General features: G+C 53.1%; 8 protein-coding genes and 3 tRNA genes. 6 read left to right on the top strand and 5 right to left on the bottom strand.

Annotated features, from left to right (window positions below; translation table 11 throughout):
* The first annotated feature begins 191 nt into the window (after positions 1 to 191).
* The gene (locus ACZYUB_RS13040; RefSeq protein WP_463948513.1) at positions 192 to 4,016 is read left to right on the top strand and encodes a sensor domain-containing protein; all 3,825 of its coding nucleotides are present in this window, start codon (positions 192 to 194) and stop codon (positions 4,014 to 4,016) included.
* Positions 4,017 to 4,161: 145 nt separating this feature from the next.
* On the opposite strand, the gene ACZYUB_RS13045 is transcribed toward ACZYUB_RS13040, so the two are convergent.
* On the bottom strand, positions 4,162 to 4,350 hold the full coding sequence (locus tag ACZYUB_RS13045) for a hypothetical protein (protein ID WP_463948515.1): 189 nt from the start codon (positions 4,348 to 4,350) through the stop codon (positions 4,162 to 4,164).
* A gap of 251 nt (positions 4,351 to 4,601) precedes the next feature.
* On the opposite strand from ACZYUB_RS13045, the gene ACZYUB_RS13050 reads away from it, so the two are divergent.
* The 5 genes from ACZYUB_RS13050 (at position 4,602) to ACZYUB_RS13070 (ending at position 7,243) form a co-directional block, all read left to right on the top strand.
* Positions 4,602 to 4,677, top strand: a tRNA-Gly gene (locus ACZYUB_RS13050).
* Between the two features lie 10 nt (positions 4,678 to 4,687).
* Positions 4,688 to 4,761, top strand: a tRNA-Cys gene (locus tag ACZYUB_RS13055).
* Positions 4,762 to 4,788: 27 nt separating this feature from the next.
* A tRNA-Leu gene (locus ACZYUB_RS13060) sits at positions 4,789 to 4,875 on the top strand.
* Positions 4,876 to 5,032: 157 nt separating this feature from the next.
* A complete protein-coding gene (locus ACZYUB_RS13065; RefSeq protein WP_463948517.1) occupies positions 5,033 to 5,425 on the top strand; it encodes a P22AR C-terminal domain-containing protein in 393 nt (130 codons plus the stop codon).
* A gap of 210 nt (positions 5,426 to 5,635) precedes the next feature.
* Positions 5,636 to 7,243 (top strand): tetratricopeptide repeat protein, encoded by a 1,608-nt coding sequence (locus ACZYUB_RS13070; protein WP_463948518.1) that lies wholly within the window; start codon positions 5,636 to 5,638, stop codon positions 7,241 to 7,243.
* Between the two features lie 169 nt (positions 7,244 to 7,412).
* Here ACZYUB_RS13070 and ACZYUB_RS13075 read toward each other — a convergent pair whose 3' ends face one another.
* The 4 genes from ACZYUB_RS13075 to ACZYUB_RS13090 form a co-directional block, all read right to left on the bottom strand.
* Positions 7,413 to 8,567, bottom strand: a complete 1,155-nt coding sequence (locus ACZYUB_RS13075) for a hypothetical protein (RefSeq protein ID WP_463948520.1) — start codon at positions 8,565 to 8,567, stop codon at positions 7,413 to 7,415.
* A gap of 667 nt (positions 8,568 to 9,234) precedes the next feature.
* The gene (locus tag ACZYUB_RS13080; RefSeq protein WP_463948522.1) at positions 9,235 to 10,089 is read right to left on the bottom strand and encodes an energy transducer TonB family protein; all 855 of its coding nucleotides are present in this window, start codon (positions 10,087 to 10,089) and stop codon (positions 9,235 to 9,237) included.
* A gap of 44 nt (positions 10,090 to 10,133) precedes the next feature.
* Positions 10,134 to 11,135, bottom strand: a complete 1,002-nt coding sequence (locus ACZYUB_RS13085) for a putative transporter (RefSeq protein ID WP_463948524.1) — start codon at positions 11,133 to 11,135, stop codon at positions 10,134 to 10,136.
* A 20-nt stretch (positions 11,136 to 11,155) separates the two neighbouring features.
* Positions 11,156 to 13,987: a M16 family metallopeptidase gene (locus tag ACZYUB_RS13090; RefSeq protein WP_463948525.1), complete on the bottom strand. Its 2,832-nt coding sequence runs from the start codon at positions 13,985 to 13,987 to the stop codon at positions 11,156 to 11,158.
* Positions 13,988 to 14,119 lie beyond the last annotated feature (132 nt).

A 14,119-nucleotide genomic window follows, 5' to 3' on the forward strand; every position in this document is an offset into this window, starting at 1 on the left:
CATCTTCGAGCACGGAATGTACACTCAAAGCACGTCATTCTATGGCTGACGCGTTCAACGTGTACGCTGACGGTCTCGACGACCCAAACGCCCATCGGTTGATCGTGAGTTATGATGCACATCCGGTGTTCAGTGCAGCTGCGGGTCAGTCGGGGACCGCGTCGTCAGTAGCCCTGAGAGGTGGTAAATCGATGTTCAAATCGCCACGCAATCGTTTTATCCTGTTGGCGGTCAGCAGTTATCTTGTCCTGGCCTTAGTGTGGATCTTCCTCTCCGATCATCTGCTGATGTTGCTTGCCAGCTCTGACGCTGTAGTCGAGTTATCGACGGTTAAGGGGATCTTTTTTGTTGTGGCGACCGCCGCGCTGTTTTATTTTACCTTGCGTGCCATTCCTGATCGCAGTGCCGGGCCTCGCAGCTCACTCCTGGAAGCCATCTCGATCGGTATCAGCCATAGCGCGCAATCGCGCTGGTTGATGTACGGCTTTGCCATCACCATAGCGCTTTCCATGCTGGCGCTGCGCATGGCGATCCCGCTCGAGTTGAGCCGACAACCCCTGATGATCCTGTTTATGCTGCCCATCATCCTCAGCGCCCTGATCGGGGGCTTGGGACCGGGTCTACTGGCCACGGCGCTATTGTGTCTGGGCATTGACCTGCTCGCCAAGCCTGCGCTGCATGCCTTCACGTCTCCAGCCTATGTGCACCTGCAATGGGTGTTTTTGATGGTCAACGGCATCGCGGTCAGTATTCTCAGCGCCCTGCTTCAACGCTCCATCGCCACATTGGAAGTGAATCAACGGCTGATGGACTCCATTGTGACCGGCACCTCCGATGCGGTTTTTATCAAGGATCGACAAGGCCGTTATCTGATGGCCAATGCCGCCGCCTCGGCCTTTGTCGGTAAAACGCCGCAGCAACTGCTAGGTCTTGATGACAGAGCCTTATTTGACGAGGCATCGGCGCAGAGCTTGCGCGACACCGACAGCGCAATCATGGCCGCTGGCAAAGTACAAACTCATATCGAGCACCTCAATATCCAGACCGGACAGTCGCTGGTGTTTATGGTGACCAAGGGCCCGGTACTGGATAAGAGTGGCGCCGTCATCGGACTGTTTGGTATTTCGCGGGATATTACCAGCCAACAACAGGCCCAGGATGCGCTCAAAGCCAGTGAGGCTGCGCTACGGCATGCCCAGCGCCTGGCCAAGGTGGGCAACTGGGAATGGGATCTGCAAACCGGGATCCCTCGTTGGTCCGACGAGATTTACCAGATATTTGGTCGTGATAGCCAGCTCCCCGCCGCAGGTTACCCCGAAGTTCAACGTTACTTTACGGCCGAGAGCTGGCAGCAGCTGGATCCGCTGGTCACCCGGTGTCGGGAGCTCGGCCAGAGCTACGAATGTGATGTCGAGATCATTCGCAACGACGGCGAACATCGCTGGATCACGGCTCGCGGCGAAGCCATCACCGACTCACGAGGTCACATCAATCACCTGCATGGCACCATGCAGGATATTACCGATGCCAAATTACTGGCCCTACAACTTCAGGCCAGCCAGGAACGCCTGCAACTGGTGGTCGAGGCCACCAGCGATGGTTTCTGGGATTGGGATATATCACGCCAGAGCATCTACCGCTCGCCCCGCTACTACGAAGTCACCGGCTACTCCGCCGACGAAGATACCCATGATTTCACGTTTTTTACCACCATGATCTACCCCGTTGATCGGGAGGGCGTGCTCAATCATATCAATGCACATCGTCGTGGTGAGACCAGCCGTCTGGATTTCACCTTTCGTCTCGTCACCAAGAGCGGAGGAATTCGCTGGATGCGAGTGTTGGGGCGCGCGGTACACCGCGATGCCAGCGGCGAGGCGACCCGTCTGATTGGATCCTTATCCGATATTTCCGAACACAAGCGGGCCGAAGAGGCACTGCTGGAACGCGAGCAGCAGCTCGCCCGGGTCATTGAGGGCTCCGATCAGGGGTATTGGGAGTGGAATCTGCAGACCAACGAATTCGTGGTCAGCCCACGCTGGGAGACCATGCTGGGGTATGAGCCAGGTGAGATGGAAGTTCAACCCGATAACTGGCCTGCAATTGTGCAGAGTGACGATCTGGCAATCGCCAAAGACTCGATCGCGCGCCATTTACGCGGCGAAATCCCCAGCCATGAAGTCGAGATCCGCTGCCGCACCAAAGCCGGTGGCTGGCGCTGGATCCTCTCCTGCGGACGCATAGTCACCTGGGATGACCAAGGTAATCCGCTGTTGATGTCCGGCACCCACACCGATATTACCGAGCGCAAGATCCTCGAGCAGGCACAAAAGGAAGCGGCGGTAGTGTTCGAAAGCAGCTATGAAGGCATCATGGTGGTCAATCCGGACAATATCATCGTCAAGGTCAATGCGGCATTCAGCCGGATCACCGGGTATCCGGCCGAAGAGGCGATTGGTCAACCAACCAGCCTGCTCTCCTCCGGGCAACATGACGAAGCCTTTTACCAGGCGATGTGGCACTCGGTGCATGAACATGACTTCTGGCGCGGTGAAATTTGGAATAAGCGCAAAAATGGTGAAGTCTATGCCGAGTTGCTCTCCATCTCGACGGTACGCAATGCCCAAGGCGAACTTTTACATTATGTGGGTCTGTTTTCCGATATAACCCAACTCAAAGCCCATGAATTCGAGCTTGACCGGGTCGCCCATTATGATCCGTTAACCGGGGCCCCTAATCGGCGGCTACTGTCGGATCGGTTGCATCAAGCCATAGTCCGCTCGGTGCGGCATCATAAGTCCTGTGCCATCTGCTTTCTCGATCTGGATAATTTCAAGACCATCAACGATCGCTACGGCCATGAAGTCGGCGATCGACTATTAATTGGCGTAACCAACAATCTTCTGAAGGTTCTACGCAACGAAGATACCCTCTCCCGGATCGGTGGGGACGAATTCGTGATCCTGCTGGCCGATATCACATCGGCGGAAGACTGCACTCTGATCCTGGAGCGTTTACTCGCCGCGATCGGCGAACCCGTCAGCGCCAACGACATCCGGATCACCATTTCGGCCAGCATAGGCGTCACCCTCTACCCGGAAGACAATGAAGATCCCGATACCTTGCTGCGCCATGCCGATCAGGCCATGTATCAGGCCAAAGAAGCGGGGAAAAACCGTTACCAATTGTTTGATCCAGAGAGCGATCGCAAGGCACAAACCCACCGTAAGTATCTGGAAACCATGCATCAATCGCTGCTGAACCAGGAATTTGTACTGTTCTACCAACCCAAAGTGGATCTGGATGACGGCAGGGTCATTGGCGTCGAAGCGCTGATCCGCTGGCAACACCCCGAGCTGGGTCTGCTCGCGCCCGCGGATTTCTTGCCTCATCTCCATGGCAGTCACCTGGAAACGACCTTCGGCGAATGGGTAATCAGCACGGCGATGACCCAAGCCGCCGCTTGGCATAGCGCGGGTTTACTGATGACCGTCAGCGTCAATGTCAGCGCCAGTCACTTGCTCCAACCCGGTTTTTTCGCCCACCTGCAGGCGACACTGGCTCAGCATCCCGAGGTCAAACCCGAACATTTTGAATTGGAAGTTCTGGAGAGTGCCGCGATTGCCGACATAGAGCAGGCCATCGGGATCTTGCTGGATTGCCGCCAGCTGGGCATTCATTTTGCCCTCGACGATTTTGGCACCGGCTACTCGTCCTTGACCTATCTGCGCAAGCTACCCATAGATACCTTGAAGATCGATCAAAGCTTTGTCCGCGATATGCTGACCGACAACGATGATCTGGGCATCGTCGAGGGCGTGATCCAGTTGGCGAATGTGTTTCATCGCCAGGTGATCGCCGAAGGGGTCGAAACCATGGCCCACGGCAAGAAGTTACGCCTGTTGGGCTGCCATCTGGTTCAGGGGTACGGGATAGCGCGGCCGATGCCCGCGTCGGCAGTCGAGGAGTGGTGTATCCAATGGCATAACGACAAGCCTTGGCTCGCCTTACAGTAAACCGGGCAAATGGCTCGAAGAGAAACTAAGTTGAGTCAACGCTTGAATAGACGCCTAGCGGGATGTGATGGATGCTAATGACGGATCCGTGGGCCAGGTGCCGGCGGCCGCGTATACGGCTCGCACCGGCGTTCCAAGCGGCACACTACGCGCCAATAGGAAACTGTTCGCCCTGATTGATTTCCGCCTCCCGGTGTTCAGCGGCTTGCTCAATGATCGGCCAGCTGCTGGGTTGTGCACGGCGTGCCGACACAATCAACGCATCCAGGTTGGTACGATTGTTGGCCTTGCGAAAGTGATGTAACCAGTCGTTCAGCGTGTGTAATTCGTCCATCGATAGTCTCCCTCAATCATCTGATGAGTGCTGTAAAAATACACAGTATCACAGTTAACCCTCGCTGTCTGTGTCCGTTAGCTATTCAGCGAGCCGCGTTACTTCCCAATAGCCATCAGGGTCGCGACAAACGAATCAGCAAGACAACTGCCGATTTGCTAAGCAATTGAAAGCTGAGTAGTAAAAATTGTTTTGACCCGCGGAGTTCTCTACGTATAATGCGCCGGTCTTCTGCAGACAATGTCTGTAAAGCGGGAATAGCTCAGTTGGTAGAGCACGACCTTGCCAAGGTCGGGGTCGCGAGTTCGAGTCTCGTTTCCCGCTCCAAGTTCTCAAAGGCGCGTTAACAAAGCGGTTATGTAGCGGATTGCAAATCCGCCTAGTCCGGTTCGACTCCGGAACGCGCCTCCAATTTCTCAGTCTTGTACTGATTCCGATGCCCGGTTGGTGAAATCGGTAGACACAAGGGATTTAAAATCCCTCGCTGGCAACGGCGTGCCGGTTCGATTCCGGCACCGGGCACCATTCAAATCAAGCACTTACGCACCCTACTCCGCAATCCAATATCTCCGAGGGAATATCCGGGGAATATGATTGGGGAATATGCGTTTTCAAGATTTGCATATCCATTCACTTCTCCTTGCTTCATCCAGCTCAAGTTATAACAACAGGGGCAGTACAGATGGAACATCCCATCTTCTCCCTGCGCGGCGCCCATCTGATCGCCATGTTCTCGCGCACCGCGTTGGCTAAAGAATTCCGCCGCTGGGTACTGGATGTGCTGGATAAGGAAGTCGGTACCGGCCAGCATGTCACCCTGATCGATGACGAACTGCACTCACTGGCCTGGTTGTGGCGCGCCGCCGATAACATGATGGATGCGGCCAAGAGCATCTACCCCCTACTGAGGGTCGCCGAACACAAAGAGGCCGCCCGCTACTACTCCATCATCCACGAATACGCCTTCACCCTGCAGCAAGCCAAACAGATCCTGGCCGACAAGACGCGACTGGTTCAGCCCAGCAGCCTAGGCAAGCGTGATTGGGACCGGTTAACCCCCTATCTGCACCACTAAACGATTCAAAAAGTTAGTAACGTGAACCCAGGTTGCCATATTGGCGGGGGCCTAGCCCCCGCCAATCGACAGCACCTATGGTTTCGGGCAAGATAGCTCCATTCGAAAATGAAATCGAAATTTCATATACATTCAATTGGTTGCAAACAAAGCCTTGGCCTGTGGAGAACAGTCTGGCTTCACGTTGCAACAGATCACAGGTAATCGAATATGGATAAGTCTGAGTTACCCGAAGAAATCACAGCACTGATAAAGGCAGCAGAAGCTGGGGATGCTGAGGCCCAGTTCGAGCTCGGCAAGAAGTATTGCGAAGGACTAGGCGTAGAGAAAAACTATAACTTGTCTATTGAGTGGTTTCGCAAAGCAGCTGAACAGAACAACCCTCGTGCTCAGAATGCTATAGGGGTTATGCATAAAAATGGTTTTGGTGTAGAGAAAGACAATAATGTCGCTGTCAACTGGTTTCGACAAGCGGCTGAACAGAACTATCCTGCGGCTCAGAATAATCTGGGATCTATGTATGAATTGGGTGAAGGCATAGAACAAGATTACAGTGAAGCTGTCGACTGGTATCTCAGGTCTGCCGAACAGGGACACGGGATAAGTCAGTTTAAGCTGGGTTATATGTACGATATTGGACTAGGAGTAAAGCAAAGCGACACTGATGCGGTGCTCTGGTATGAAAAAGCCGCCGAACATGAGCAAGAAAAAGTTAGTGGCTATGCCAAATTCAACCTTGGCCTGATATTTCTTCATGGGGAGGGTGTATATAAAAACTATATCAAGGCACAAGAATTATTTAGCCAAGCATCAAAAATCACTATCTCGGACATACGCTTTGATGCTATTGAAAATCAAGATCAAGCTGAACGTTATGCATTATCAGAAAAAATGACTGATATACGAGAAAAGATTTTACATGAGCTCAAGGCCGATATTACAACAACTCCAACAATGACCCATTACACTTCCCTTATGACTGGTCAAGCCTTACTGTTTGAAAAAAGCCCTCTACGCCTAGGCCATATTAATGCACTCAATGACCCCAATGAAGGCAAGTTGCTTTGGCACTATCTAGGCCATACACCGGCCGAAGGAAAGCCAGTATTTATAGGATGCTTCCTACCCGAAGATGACAGCTTAAACATGTGGAGATTCTACAGTAAAAACCTTAATAACGAAGATGCTTGTGGTTGTGCCATCACTTTTGACTCGGAAAACTTCTTTGATTTTAACTTACTAAAAGAACCTCCGATTGATACGCAACAAAATGAGTCAAGAATGTTTTTTTCGAACACAGGTAAATCACCCAAAGAGAGTGCCACCTTTTATCGAATAATTTACATAAGCGATGGAATGCATATTCATGGAGACAATGGCAAAGAAACCCTTAAAAAACTTTTCATTCAATTAAAAAAACAGGTTGAATTATTCTTGGGAAATAAACCAGGTGGCGAGAAATTAAAAAATTTGTCCAGATTACTGGGACCATTACCATTTCTTCTCAAAGATGCTGACTATGAAGCGGAACAAGAGCATCGGATTATTGTCTCTCATCTGGAATATGGTGCGAAAGAAATTCAGGCTCTGGAGCCAATGATGGAGAACGGAATCCCTCAAACTGCTCCCAAACTCTATCTGGAACTGCATCGGGCGAATCATTTAGACCCAGTTAAGCATGTGACTCTTGGCCCTAAGGCACCACATCAGGAGATGATGGCACCCTATTGGCATCACAAGCTAGCGAGTGACTTCCCCGAGCAACTAAAAGACAAGCCAGATTTTTATATAAGACCTTCCAAATGCGCTTATAAGTGATCGAATAAATGGCCCGAGATGGGCCATCTATCTTAGCGCGCACGCGACTGGGAACGACTGATACCTGAACTGCATAGATACTGAGATTGGTAAAGATAAAAACCCCTCAAATGAGGGGTCTGAATAAGCAGGTTTATTTTGCACTCTAGAGAACCACACAACTGCAGGTTTAATCATCATTTTCCTTTTTATTTTGAACTATCCCGCCGAATACTGGTTCAGTTGATAAAAAAGGATTTTGGAGTCCCCTGCCAATAATTGGTGCTGTCAGCGAGTTTATCCCACCAGAAGGCTGATTAGAAAAATAATTAGAAAAAGTGGGGCGCTGAGCTGTAATGGATAATAAGTGTGATGAGTTCAGACCGGCACCAGCAAGGGCAAGACCAAGGGAAGGCGCCATTTTTTCAGAGCCTATAAAAGAATTGAAGTGATGGTTAGACTTCTTTAGTTCAGAAACTTCACTTTGTAACTTTCTAATGATTTCCTGTGAATTATCATCTTTTGAGCGAAGCTTTTTCAGCTCATCCAAAGATGATTCAAGAGACGCTATTTTATCATTATAACCAGACTCCAGATCAGCTCTCTGGCTTTCTATTAAACTTAGGTACTCAGCAAGCTGTTTTGCATAAGTTCCCATTTCATCAGCGCTACCGGAAAGACGATTGAATATAGTCAAAAAATATGAAACCATTAAATCATTTGAAAAATTAGGATACCTTACAGTATGATCTATTTCGCTCCACCCTTCTTCAAATATTGTTCTAACCTGAATTTCAACATGTATTTCTCTGCTCATTGGTCTTGTGGATGCAATGTAATGTATAGATCGATACCCTGCTTTATGTTCTTCAACATTCAATCCATATTCTCTATATTTATCTAATAATTGAACAAGATCACCATTCCTGACGTAAGCTTTTGGCTGCTCTGCTGATTTCCAACACTTTCTGAGATCATCGACTATATCGAAGACATCATCCTTAAATAAATGAATAATCCTGACACCAATTAAATCGGTTATCTTATCAAAATAATTACCCGCATTGATATCGTTATATTTTTCAGCCTTCTCAACTCGTTTCCTAATAATTTTAACAAGTAGATGTTCGGTATCTTTAACACGCCATCTAACCGAATGCGTTTTACTAAAACGTTGTGTGGAATTCGCAATAAAAGCAGCAGCCTGCAATAGGTCAGGCTTATTTTCTTCATAGTTACTCGCTATTGAAACGAGAGTATCCCACTCAATTTCAGCAGCATTCCAATCCTCTTCAGACACATTGTTATCATTGAGGAATTGTTCTTTTTTCTTGATAAAGGCCATCGCATATTACCTAATAAATGTCTTTAAAATCGGATCTTACATAGATACTACGAGATAAAAGAGACCCATTAAAGCACCACGATGAACCAAATGTGGGATGTGCAAGTAAACGCAACATTCCACAAGGATCAAACAGTCGATCCGATGATCACACGCGCCCACTGCTGGCGCGGCTTGGGCCGATCCGTCCCCCTTCTTGCACCTGCATGGAAACCGCTACAAAAAGCGGGCAGGCGTGGCGGGGCTCCGACCGCGCGCCAGTTGTTGCCATAGCGAGGGGGGCGACCAAGGCGAGAGCCAGACGGCAGGATACGGCAGGAAAAAAGAGCCCCTCTTGCGAGCAATGCCAGTCAGTTAGCGAGGGAGAGATAGCCTTTTGAGCCAACCGTTGGCGGCAGGGATGCCGCCATCGAGCCCCCAGGGAAGGGTTTACGGCGAGTTGGCGAGAGAGGTTGTCTCTCCCGAACCTCTTAACCGACAAGCATTAGCCCTCTTGCGAGGGGCTAAAAGTACAATGTTTCGCAGTTACTTTGGCTGCCACCTGGCGGGGCGGCAATTACTAGCCAGCTGGGTGTTTACCATGCTGGCACCAGGCAGATCTAAATCGCTACCGCGCAACGGAGCCCGCAACCATCTGGATTAGCGGGGATGACGGGTTATCATCACCTCACTGCACCTCGTAGCGGACTGTGATCCGGTATAGCCGCTGCTGCCACTGGAGGTCCGTCGGAGCGTCTGGATAGGGAGCCGCTTCCTGCACCATTCGCCGGGCTGCCCGATCAAATTCGCGGATGCCCGAGCTTTTGCCCATTAACTGTTTGATCAGTTGCCCCTTGCGGTCGATGACAAATTCCACCACCACCTCGCCCGCTCGGCGGGATCCCAACACCTTGGGAATGCGCTGGTGAGACAGCAGATGTTGCCGCACCTTGAGATCATGACTGGCCGAATTGGCCTGCCCTCCCCGCTGGGCGCTTTGCCCGGCATCCGCTTGCTTGTTGTGGCTGACATGAGCCCCGGTTTTGCCTTGCTGTCCAGCTTTGGCTCCAGCCGCAGCAGGTCTGGGCATGGTCGCAGATGCAGATGTGCGAGGGCTTGGTGGCTGCACTGCTGTTGATGGGGCTGCGGGGGCTGGCTTGTCCTTCAGCACGGGTTTCGTCACCGGCTGAGCAGGTGTCGGTATGCTCGATGCACTGCGTCGGGCGAGTACTGGCGGCTTAAGCTTGGTCTGTTGCGTAGCCTTTGGGGTTTGCGACAAGGCTTTGGTGTGCGGCTTGGCCTCTCGGGGTGGCGCGGTAGCGGCGACCGCCGGTGTCACGGTGCGACTGGCCGTATTGGCGCCCGCCATGGCACTGCTCAATCCCAAGCTGATGAGTTTGACTGAATGCCGGGTCACGGCTGCAGGCGGCGGTAAATCCCGCGGTTGCAACAGGGCGAACCCGGCCGCCCCATGCACCAAGATCACCAGCAGCATAAGCCCAGCCTGGAGACGATAACCCAGCCAGTTAGGATGAACTGGCATGGCGTAATATCCCCCACCAAGGCTCAGGGATTGAGATCCTTTACTCATGACGAAGCGACGGGCTCCGGTTCGTCCATGGCCAGGATCTGCTGTTCAAACGCATTGAGTCGCTTGTAGACCGAGGCTAACTCCACCAGTGACGACCAGCTCATCACCAGGAATTGCAATGACTCCACCACCCGGCCAAAGGCACGCAAAATCTGCTGCATGATACCCAGGGTAATGGCACCACTGACGATGGTCGGTGCCAGGACCACATACGGCAGGATCGAGGAGAGCTGCAAATAGGACCACTTAGCGAGATCAAAGTAGAGGTAATGGCGGTACATCAGGATGTAGTTTTGTCGGACATGAGAGAACAATTCAGATAGCGTCATCGGGCTCGCCCGCTCTGGCTGATCTTCACCCAGGACCAGCTCCTTGCGCAACGCCGCTTCGGCTTTCTGGTTGTTGAACTCCAGTCCCGGTAACTTGACCCCGACCAGCGCCAGAACCAGAGTTCCAACGATGGCAGAGATGATGGCGACATAGATCAGGGCATGTTCAACATGCCCCAATACCGGTACCACGGAGACATGCTTGCTCAGCGACCACAGCAGCGGCTGAAAGGCGATGAGGGTCATGATGGAGCGCAGCAGCGAGACACCCAGCGCTTCCATGATCCGCGCAAAGCGCATGGTATCTTCCTGGATCCGCTGGGCCGCCCCTTCGATATGGCTGACCCGCTGCCAGTTGCGGCAATAATAGTGATGCATGGCGGTACGCCAGCGGAACACATAGTGGCGGATAAAAAATTCCAGCAGCACCGCAATGACCACAAAAACGGCCGAGATACGGGCAAACTGCCAGAGCTGTCCGATTAACTCGTGCTCGCCAATGGAGTGCGGTGTGGCCAGAGCCTTTTGCAACAGGTTGTAAAAATCCCCGAACCAGGCGTTGATGCTGACATCGATCTGGACCTTCAGCCAGGTGGTAACCAGGATGAGCAGGGTGCCGAGTAGCGACCAGGGCATCCAGCGTCGATCAAGAAAAAAACTGCGAAACATAAGACGTGATTCCTCTAGGGCTACTTGGCGTCGTGACGCGGTAGCGTGATCAGTGACACATGGTTAGGAAGCGGGAATATGGCGGCCGTCGCACTCGCCAGGTGTTGACGATTGATCCACTGCGCTAGGTGCGGACTATGTTCCAGATAGCGCATATCCCCATAGGCACGGTCACTCAGGATCAGGCGCCGCAATTGGGTATTGGCATCGGTTTGGCGGATCTGCTCGGCAAACCGAATATCGGATTGCAGTCGCGGGAAATTCAGGTTCGCCAGTTGCGCAGGCAAGTCGGACATCACCGCCAGGGCCGCTTGGTGCAGCTCTTCGGCACGCTCGGGAGCACAGCTAAAATTGAGCGTTGCCACCACCCGGTCACTGTCCGGATCCAGCTGCATTTCAAACGCTACGCTGTAGACGCCGCTGCGCCGCAACCGCAACTCGGCCCGCAATGCCGATTGCACCAGGGGATTGAGTGCCGAGACCACGAAGGCTTGTTCGGGGGTCCAGCGCATGGGTGTAAAGCCTTCGACCCGTACCGTGGCTTTTTCACTGTCATACATGGCAAGCTGCTGATGCCGCTGCCCCGGTTGTTGCAACGTCAGCTGTGGTGTTAATAGCGGGTGCCGCGGGATAGATGCCAGATAGCGTTGTACCAGCGTCGCCAGCGGCCGCTCCTCCAGCGGACCAATCAGATAAAAGGTGGTGGGAGCCGCCAGATGCTGGCGTGCAATCTGTTCAAGCTGCGCCCGCGCTGGCAAGGTGCGTGTGACCGCTGGAGCGGCTGCGCCGTAGCGAAGCTGATAGAAAGCCCGGGTACTCTCCGAGGCCGGTTGCTGTGCTTGATACAGCGCCTCTTGTCCGTCAGGCAAGGCCTGCTTGCGGATCAGCCCTGAGTGGTGGCTATGCCAATACTCACGGAATAAGCCCTCCAACTCCCCTGCCCGTGCCACAGCACCCACATCCAGCTGCCCGGCTTGCAGCTGCCATGTCCAGTGCGGTACGGCCACGGCTTGCCACTGCTTCTGCTGTTCGGCAGACCAGAAGTTAAACCCGCTTTGTTGCCACAATTGCACCGCGATCTGACTCAGCTCGGCCGGATATTGCTGGTTCATATAACCGGGCTGGGACAAGGCGCGGATATAGACGCGACCATCCGGTGTCGGACGATTCAACCACAACAGACGATCCCCGTTGCTCAGTTGCCACTCCGTCACCGGTACTTCACCGTATCGCTTGGTGAGCAGGATGTCGCCGCCTATGGATGCAGGCACGGCAGGAAGTCGCGGCGCGGTCGGTTTGGCGGCGAGTACGGAGGTGACGCCAGAGCGGCCATTGTTATCCGGATGTACACGGGCATCCCGTGTCACAGGCGCCGACAGGCTCTGCTGTTGCAGCTGCAGGATCTGCGCCTCTATCGCGTCCCGATCCGGAGTCTCTGCCCGGATATGGGCTGGAAGCTGGAAATAGACGAAGCGATCGTCGGCGGCAAGAATTTGGCGTAAGCGCTGGTTCAGATCCGCCAGTTGCAGTTGCTCAATCGAGCGCTTGGTGCGTGCGGCATAGATCGGATACGCCTCCAGGACACTCTCCTGCAGCACGGCTTCGGTGATCTTGTCCTCCCACTTTGCCAGGTCACGCGCCAGTACCGCTTTTTGATTGTTCTCCAGAGTCTTCAGCGCCTGAGCTTTGGCCTGGGCGAAGGCTTTCTGGTCCAGACCATGCTGCCGTAACCGTTGCAACTCGGTCAGGATCAAGGTCAAGCCTGCCGCATAATCCGTGGTATTAGCGGCTATGGCCAAGGTTTGTCGTTGTGGCGTCGGCTCATCCAGAGACAACACCATGCTTTTGACGGTGGCTGGCAACACTTGCTGGCGAATATGGTCGCGCAGCAAACGACGCAGAAAGTAGTTCTCCAGTGCTTGCTGCTGGCCGGCCAGTGTTGTTCTGGGATCTTGGGGGATTCGCAGCCCGAAGGCGACCCGGCTGCTGCTGCCCTGGGGATCTTGAATTTTACTCACCACCAGATCCTGATGCAGTGGCAACTGGACATAGGGGCGCTCGACCTTGGGCCCTGCCGGTACGCGGCCAAATGTCGATTCCAGGGCTTGGCGTAATGTCGCCTCATCAATGGCGCCGGAGGCAACCAACGTCATGTTGTTGGGCACATAGAGGCGCCGATAGAACTCCTGCAACGCCGTGACCGGCGTGGCCAGCAGCTCCTCGCGCCGACCTATGGTGGTACGGTCTGCATAGCGGGAGCCATTGCGGGTAATGGCTTTTTTCTGTTGGTTGATTCGGCTGGCGACTCCACCGTCCTGGCGCATCTCCTCGAGGATCACTTGCCGCTCCGCCTGCCAGTGCGCTTCATCAAACTCGGCAAATAGAGCCAACTCCGCCAGCAGAGCCACGGCGTGAGGCAGATCCAGTGCATCCTGCGGCCGGGTGCGGATCATGTACTGGGTCTCTGTCGCCTGGGTGACCGCATTGATCTGCAGACCTGTTTTCCAGCCGATGTCCTGCAGGTAGCGATGGATGGTTTCAGGATGCCCTTGGGTTGTTTGAAACACCATGTGTTCGACCCCATGGGCAATCCCCGAAGGCCCGGTTTCATCAATGGCACCGGCACGGACTATGAGTCGAAGATTGAAGGGCTCGCTGCTCTTACCACTGTTGTAGGCCACATAACGCAACCCGTTATCCAGCTGGCCGCGGATCAGTTGCGGGTCCCAGGCCGGAGCCTCGGGTTGTTGAATTTCAGCATGCGCCTGTACACATAGAATGAACCATGAAAAAAGACTCAATAGCAACCAAATCAGCTGTGTGAGTGGCGATCGCGCAGTGGAAAATTTCATCAATATCCCTAGAGGCAGAACCTAATATCTTGATGGTTACAAATCTTATTGATAGTCATTATCAAGTGCAATATTATTCTGCGCCTTCACCGGCCTGGGCGTTTGATTGCTGACAGAAACAGCAATCAGCGT

The sequence above is a fragment of the Pseudaeromonas sp. HNCC25DJ182 genome (genome assembly GCF_055413365.1).

Coding starts and splice junctions, on each gene's coding strand:
- ACZYUB_RS13045 (WP_463948515.1), bottom strand. CDS start 4,350: ATGGACGAATTACACACGCTGAACGACTGGTTACATCACTTTCGCAAG.
- ACZYUB_RS13040 (WP_463948513.1), top strand. CDS start 192: ATGTTCAAATCGCCACGCAATCGTTTTATCCTGTTGGCGGTCAGCAGT.
- ACZYUB_RS13075 (WP_463948520.1), bottom strand. CDS start 8,567: ATGGCCTTTATCAAGAAAAAAGAACAATTCCTCAATGATAACAATGTG.
- ACZYUB_RS13070 (WP_463948518.1), top strand. CDS start 5,636: ATGGATAAGTCTGAGTTACCCGAAGAAATCACAGCACTGATAAAGGCA.
- ACZYUB_RS13085 (WP_463948524.1), bottom strand. CDS start 11,135: ATGTTTCGCAGTTTTTTTCTTGATCGACGCTGGATGCCCTGGTCGCTA.
- ACZYUB_RS13065 (WP_463948517.1), top strand. CDS start 5,033: ATGGAACATCCCATCTTCTCCCTGCGCGGCGCCCATCTGATCGCCATG.
- ACZYUB_RS13090 (WP_463948525.1), bottom strand. CDS start 13,987: ATGAAATTTTCCACTGCGCGATCGCCACTCACACAGCTGATTTGGTTG.
- ACZYUB_RS13080 (WP_463948522.1), bottom strand. CDS start 10,089: ATGCCAGTTCATCCTAACTGGCTGGGTTATCGTCTCCAGGCTGGGCTT.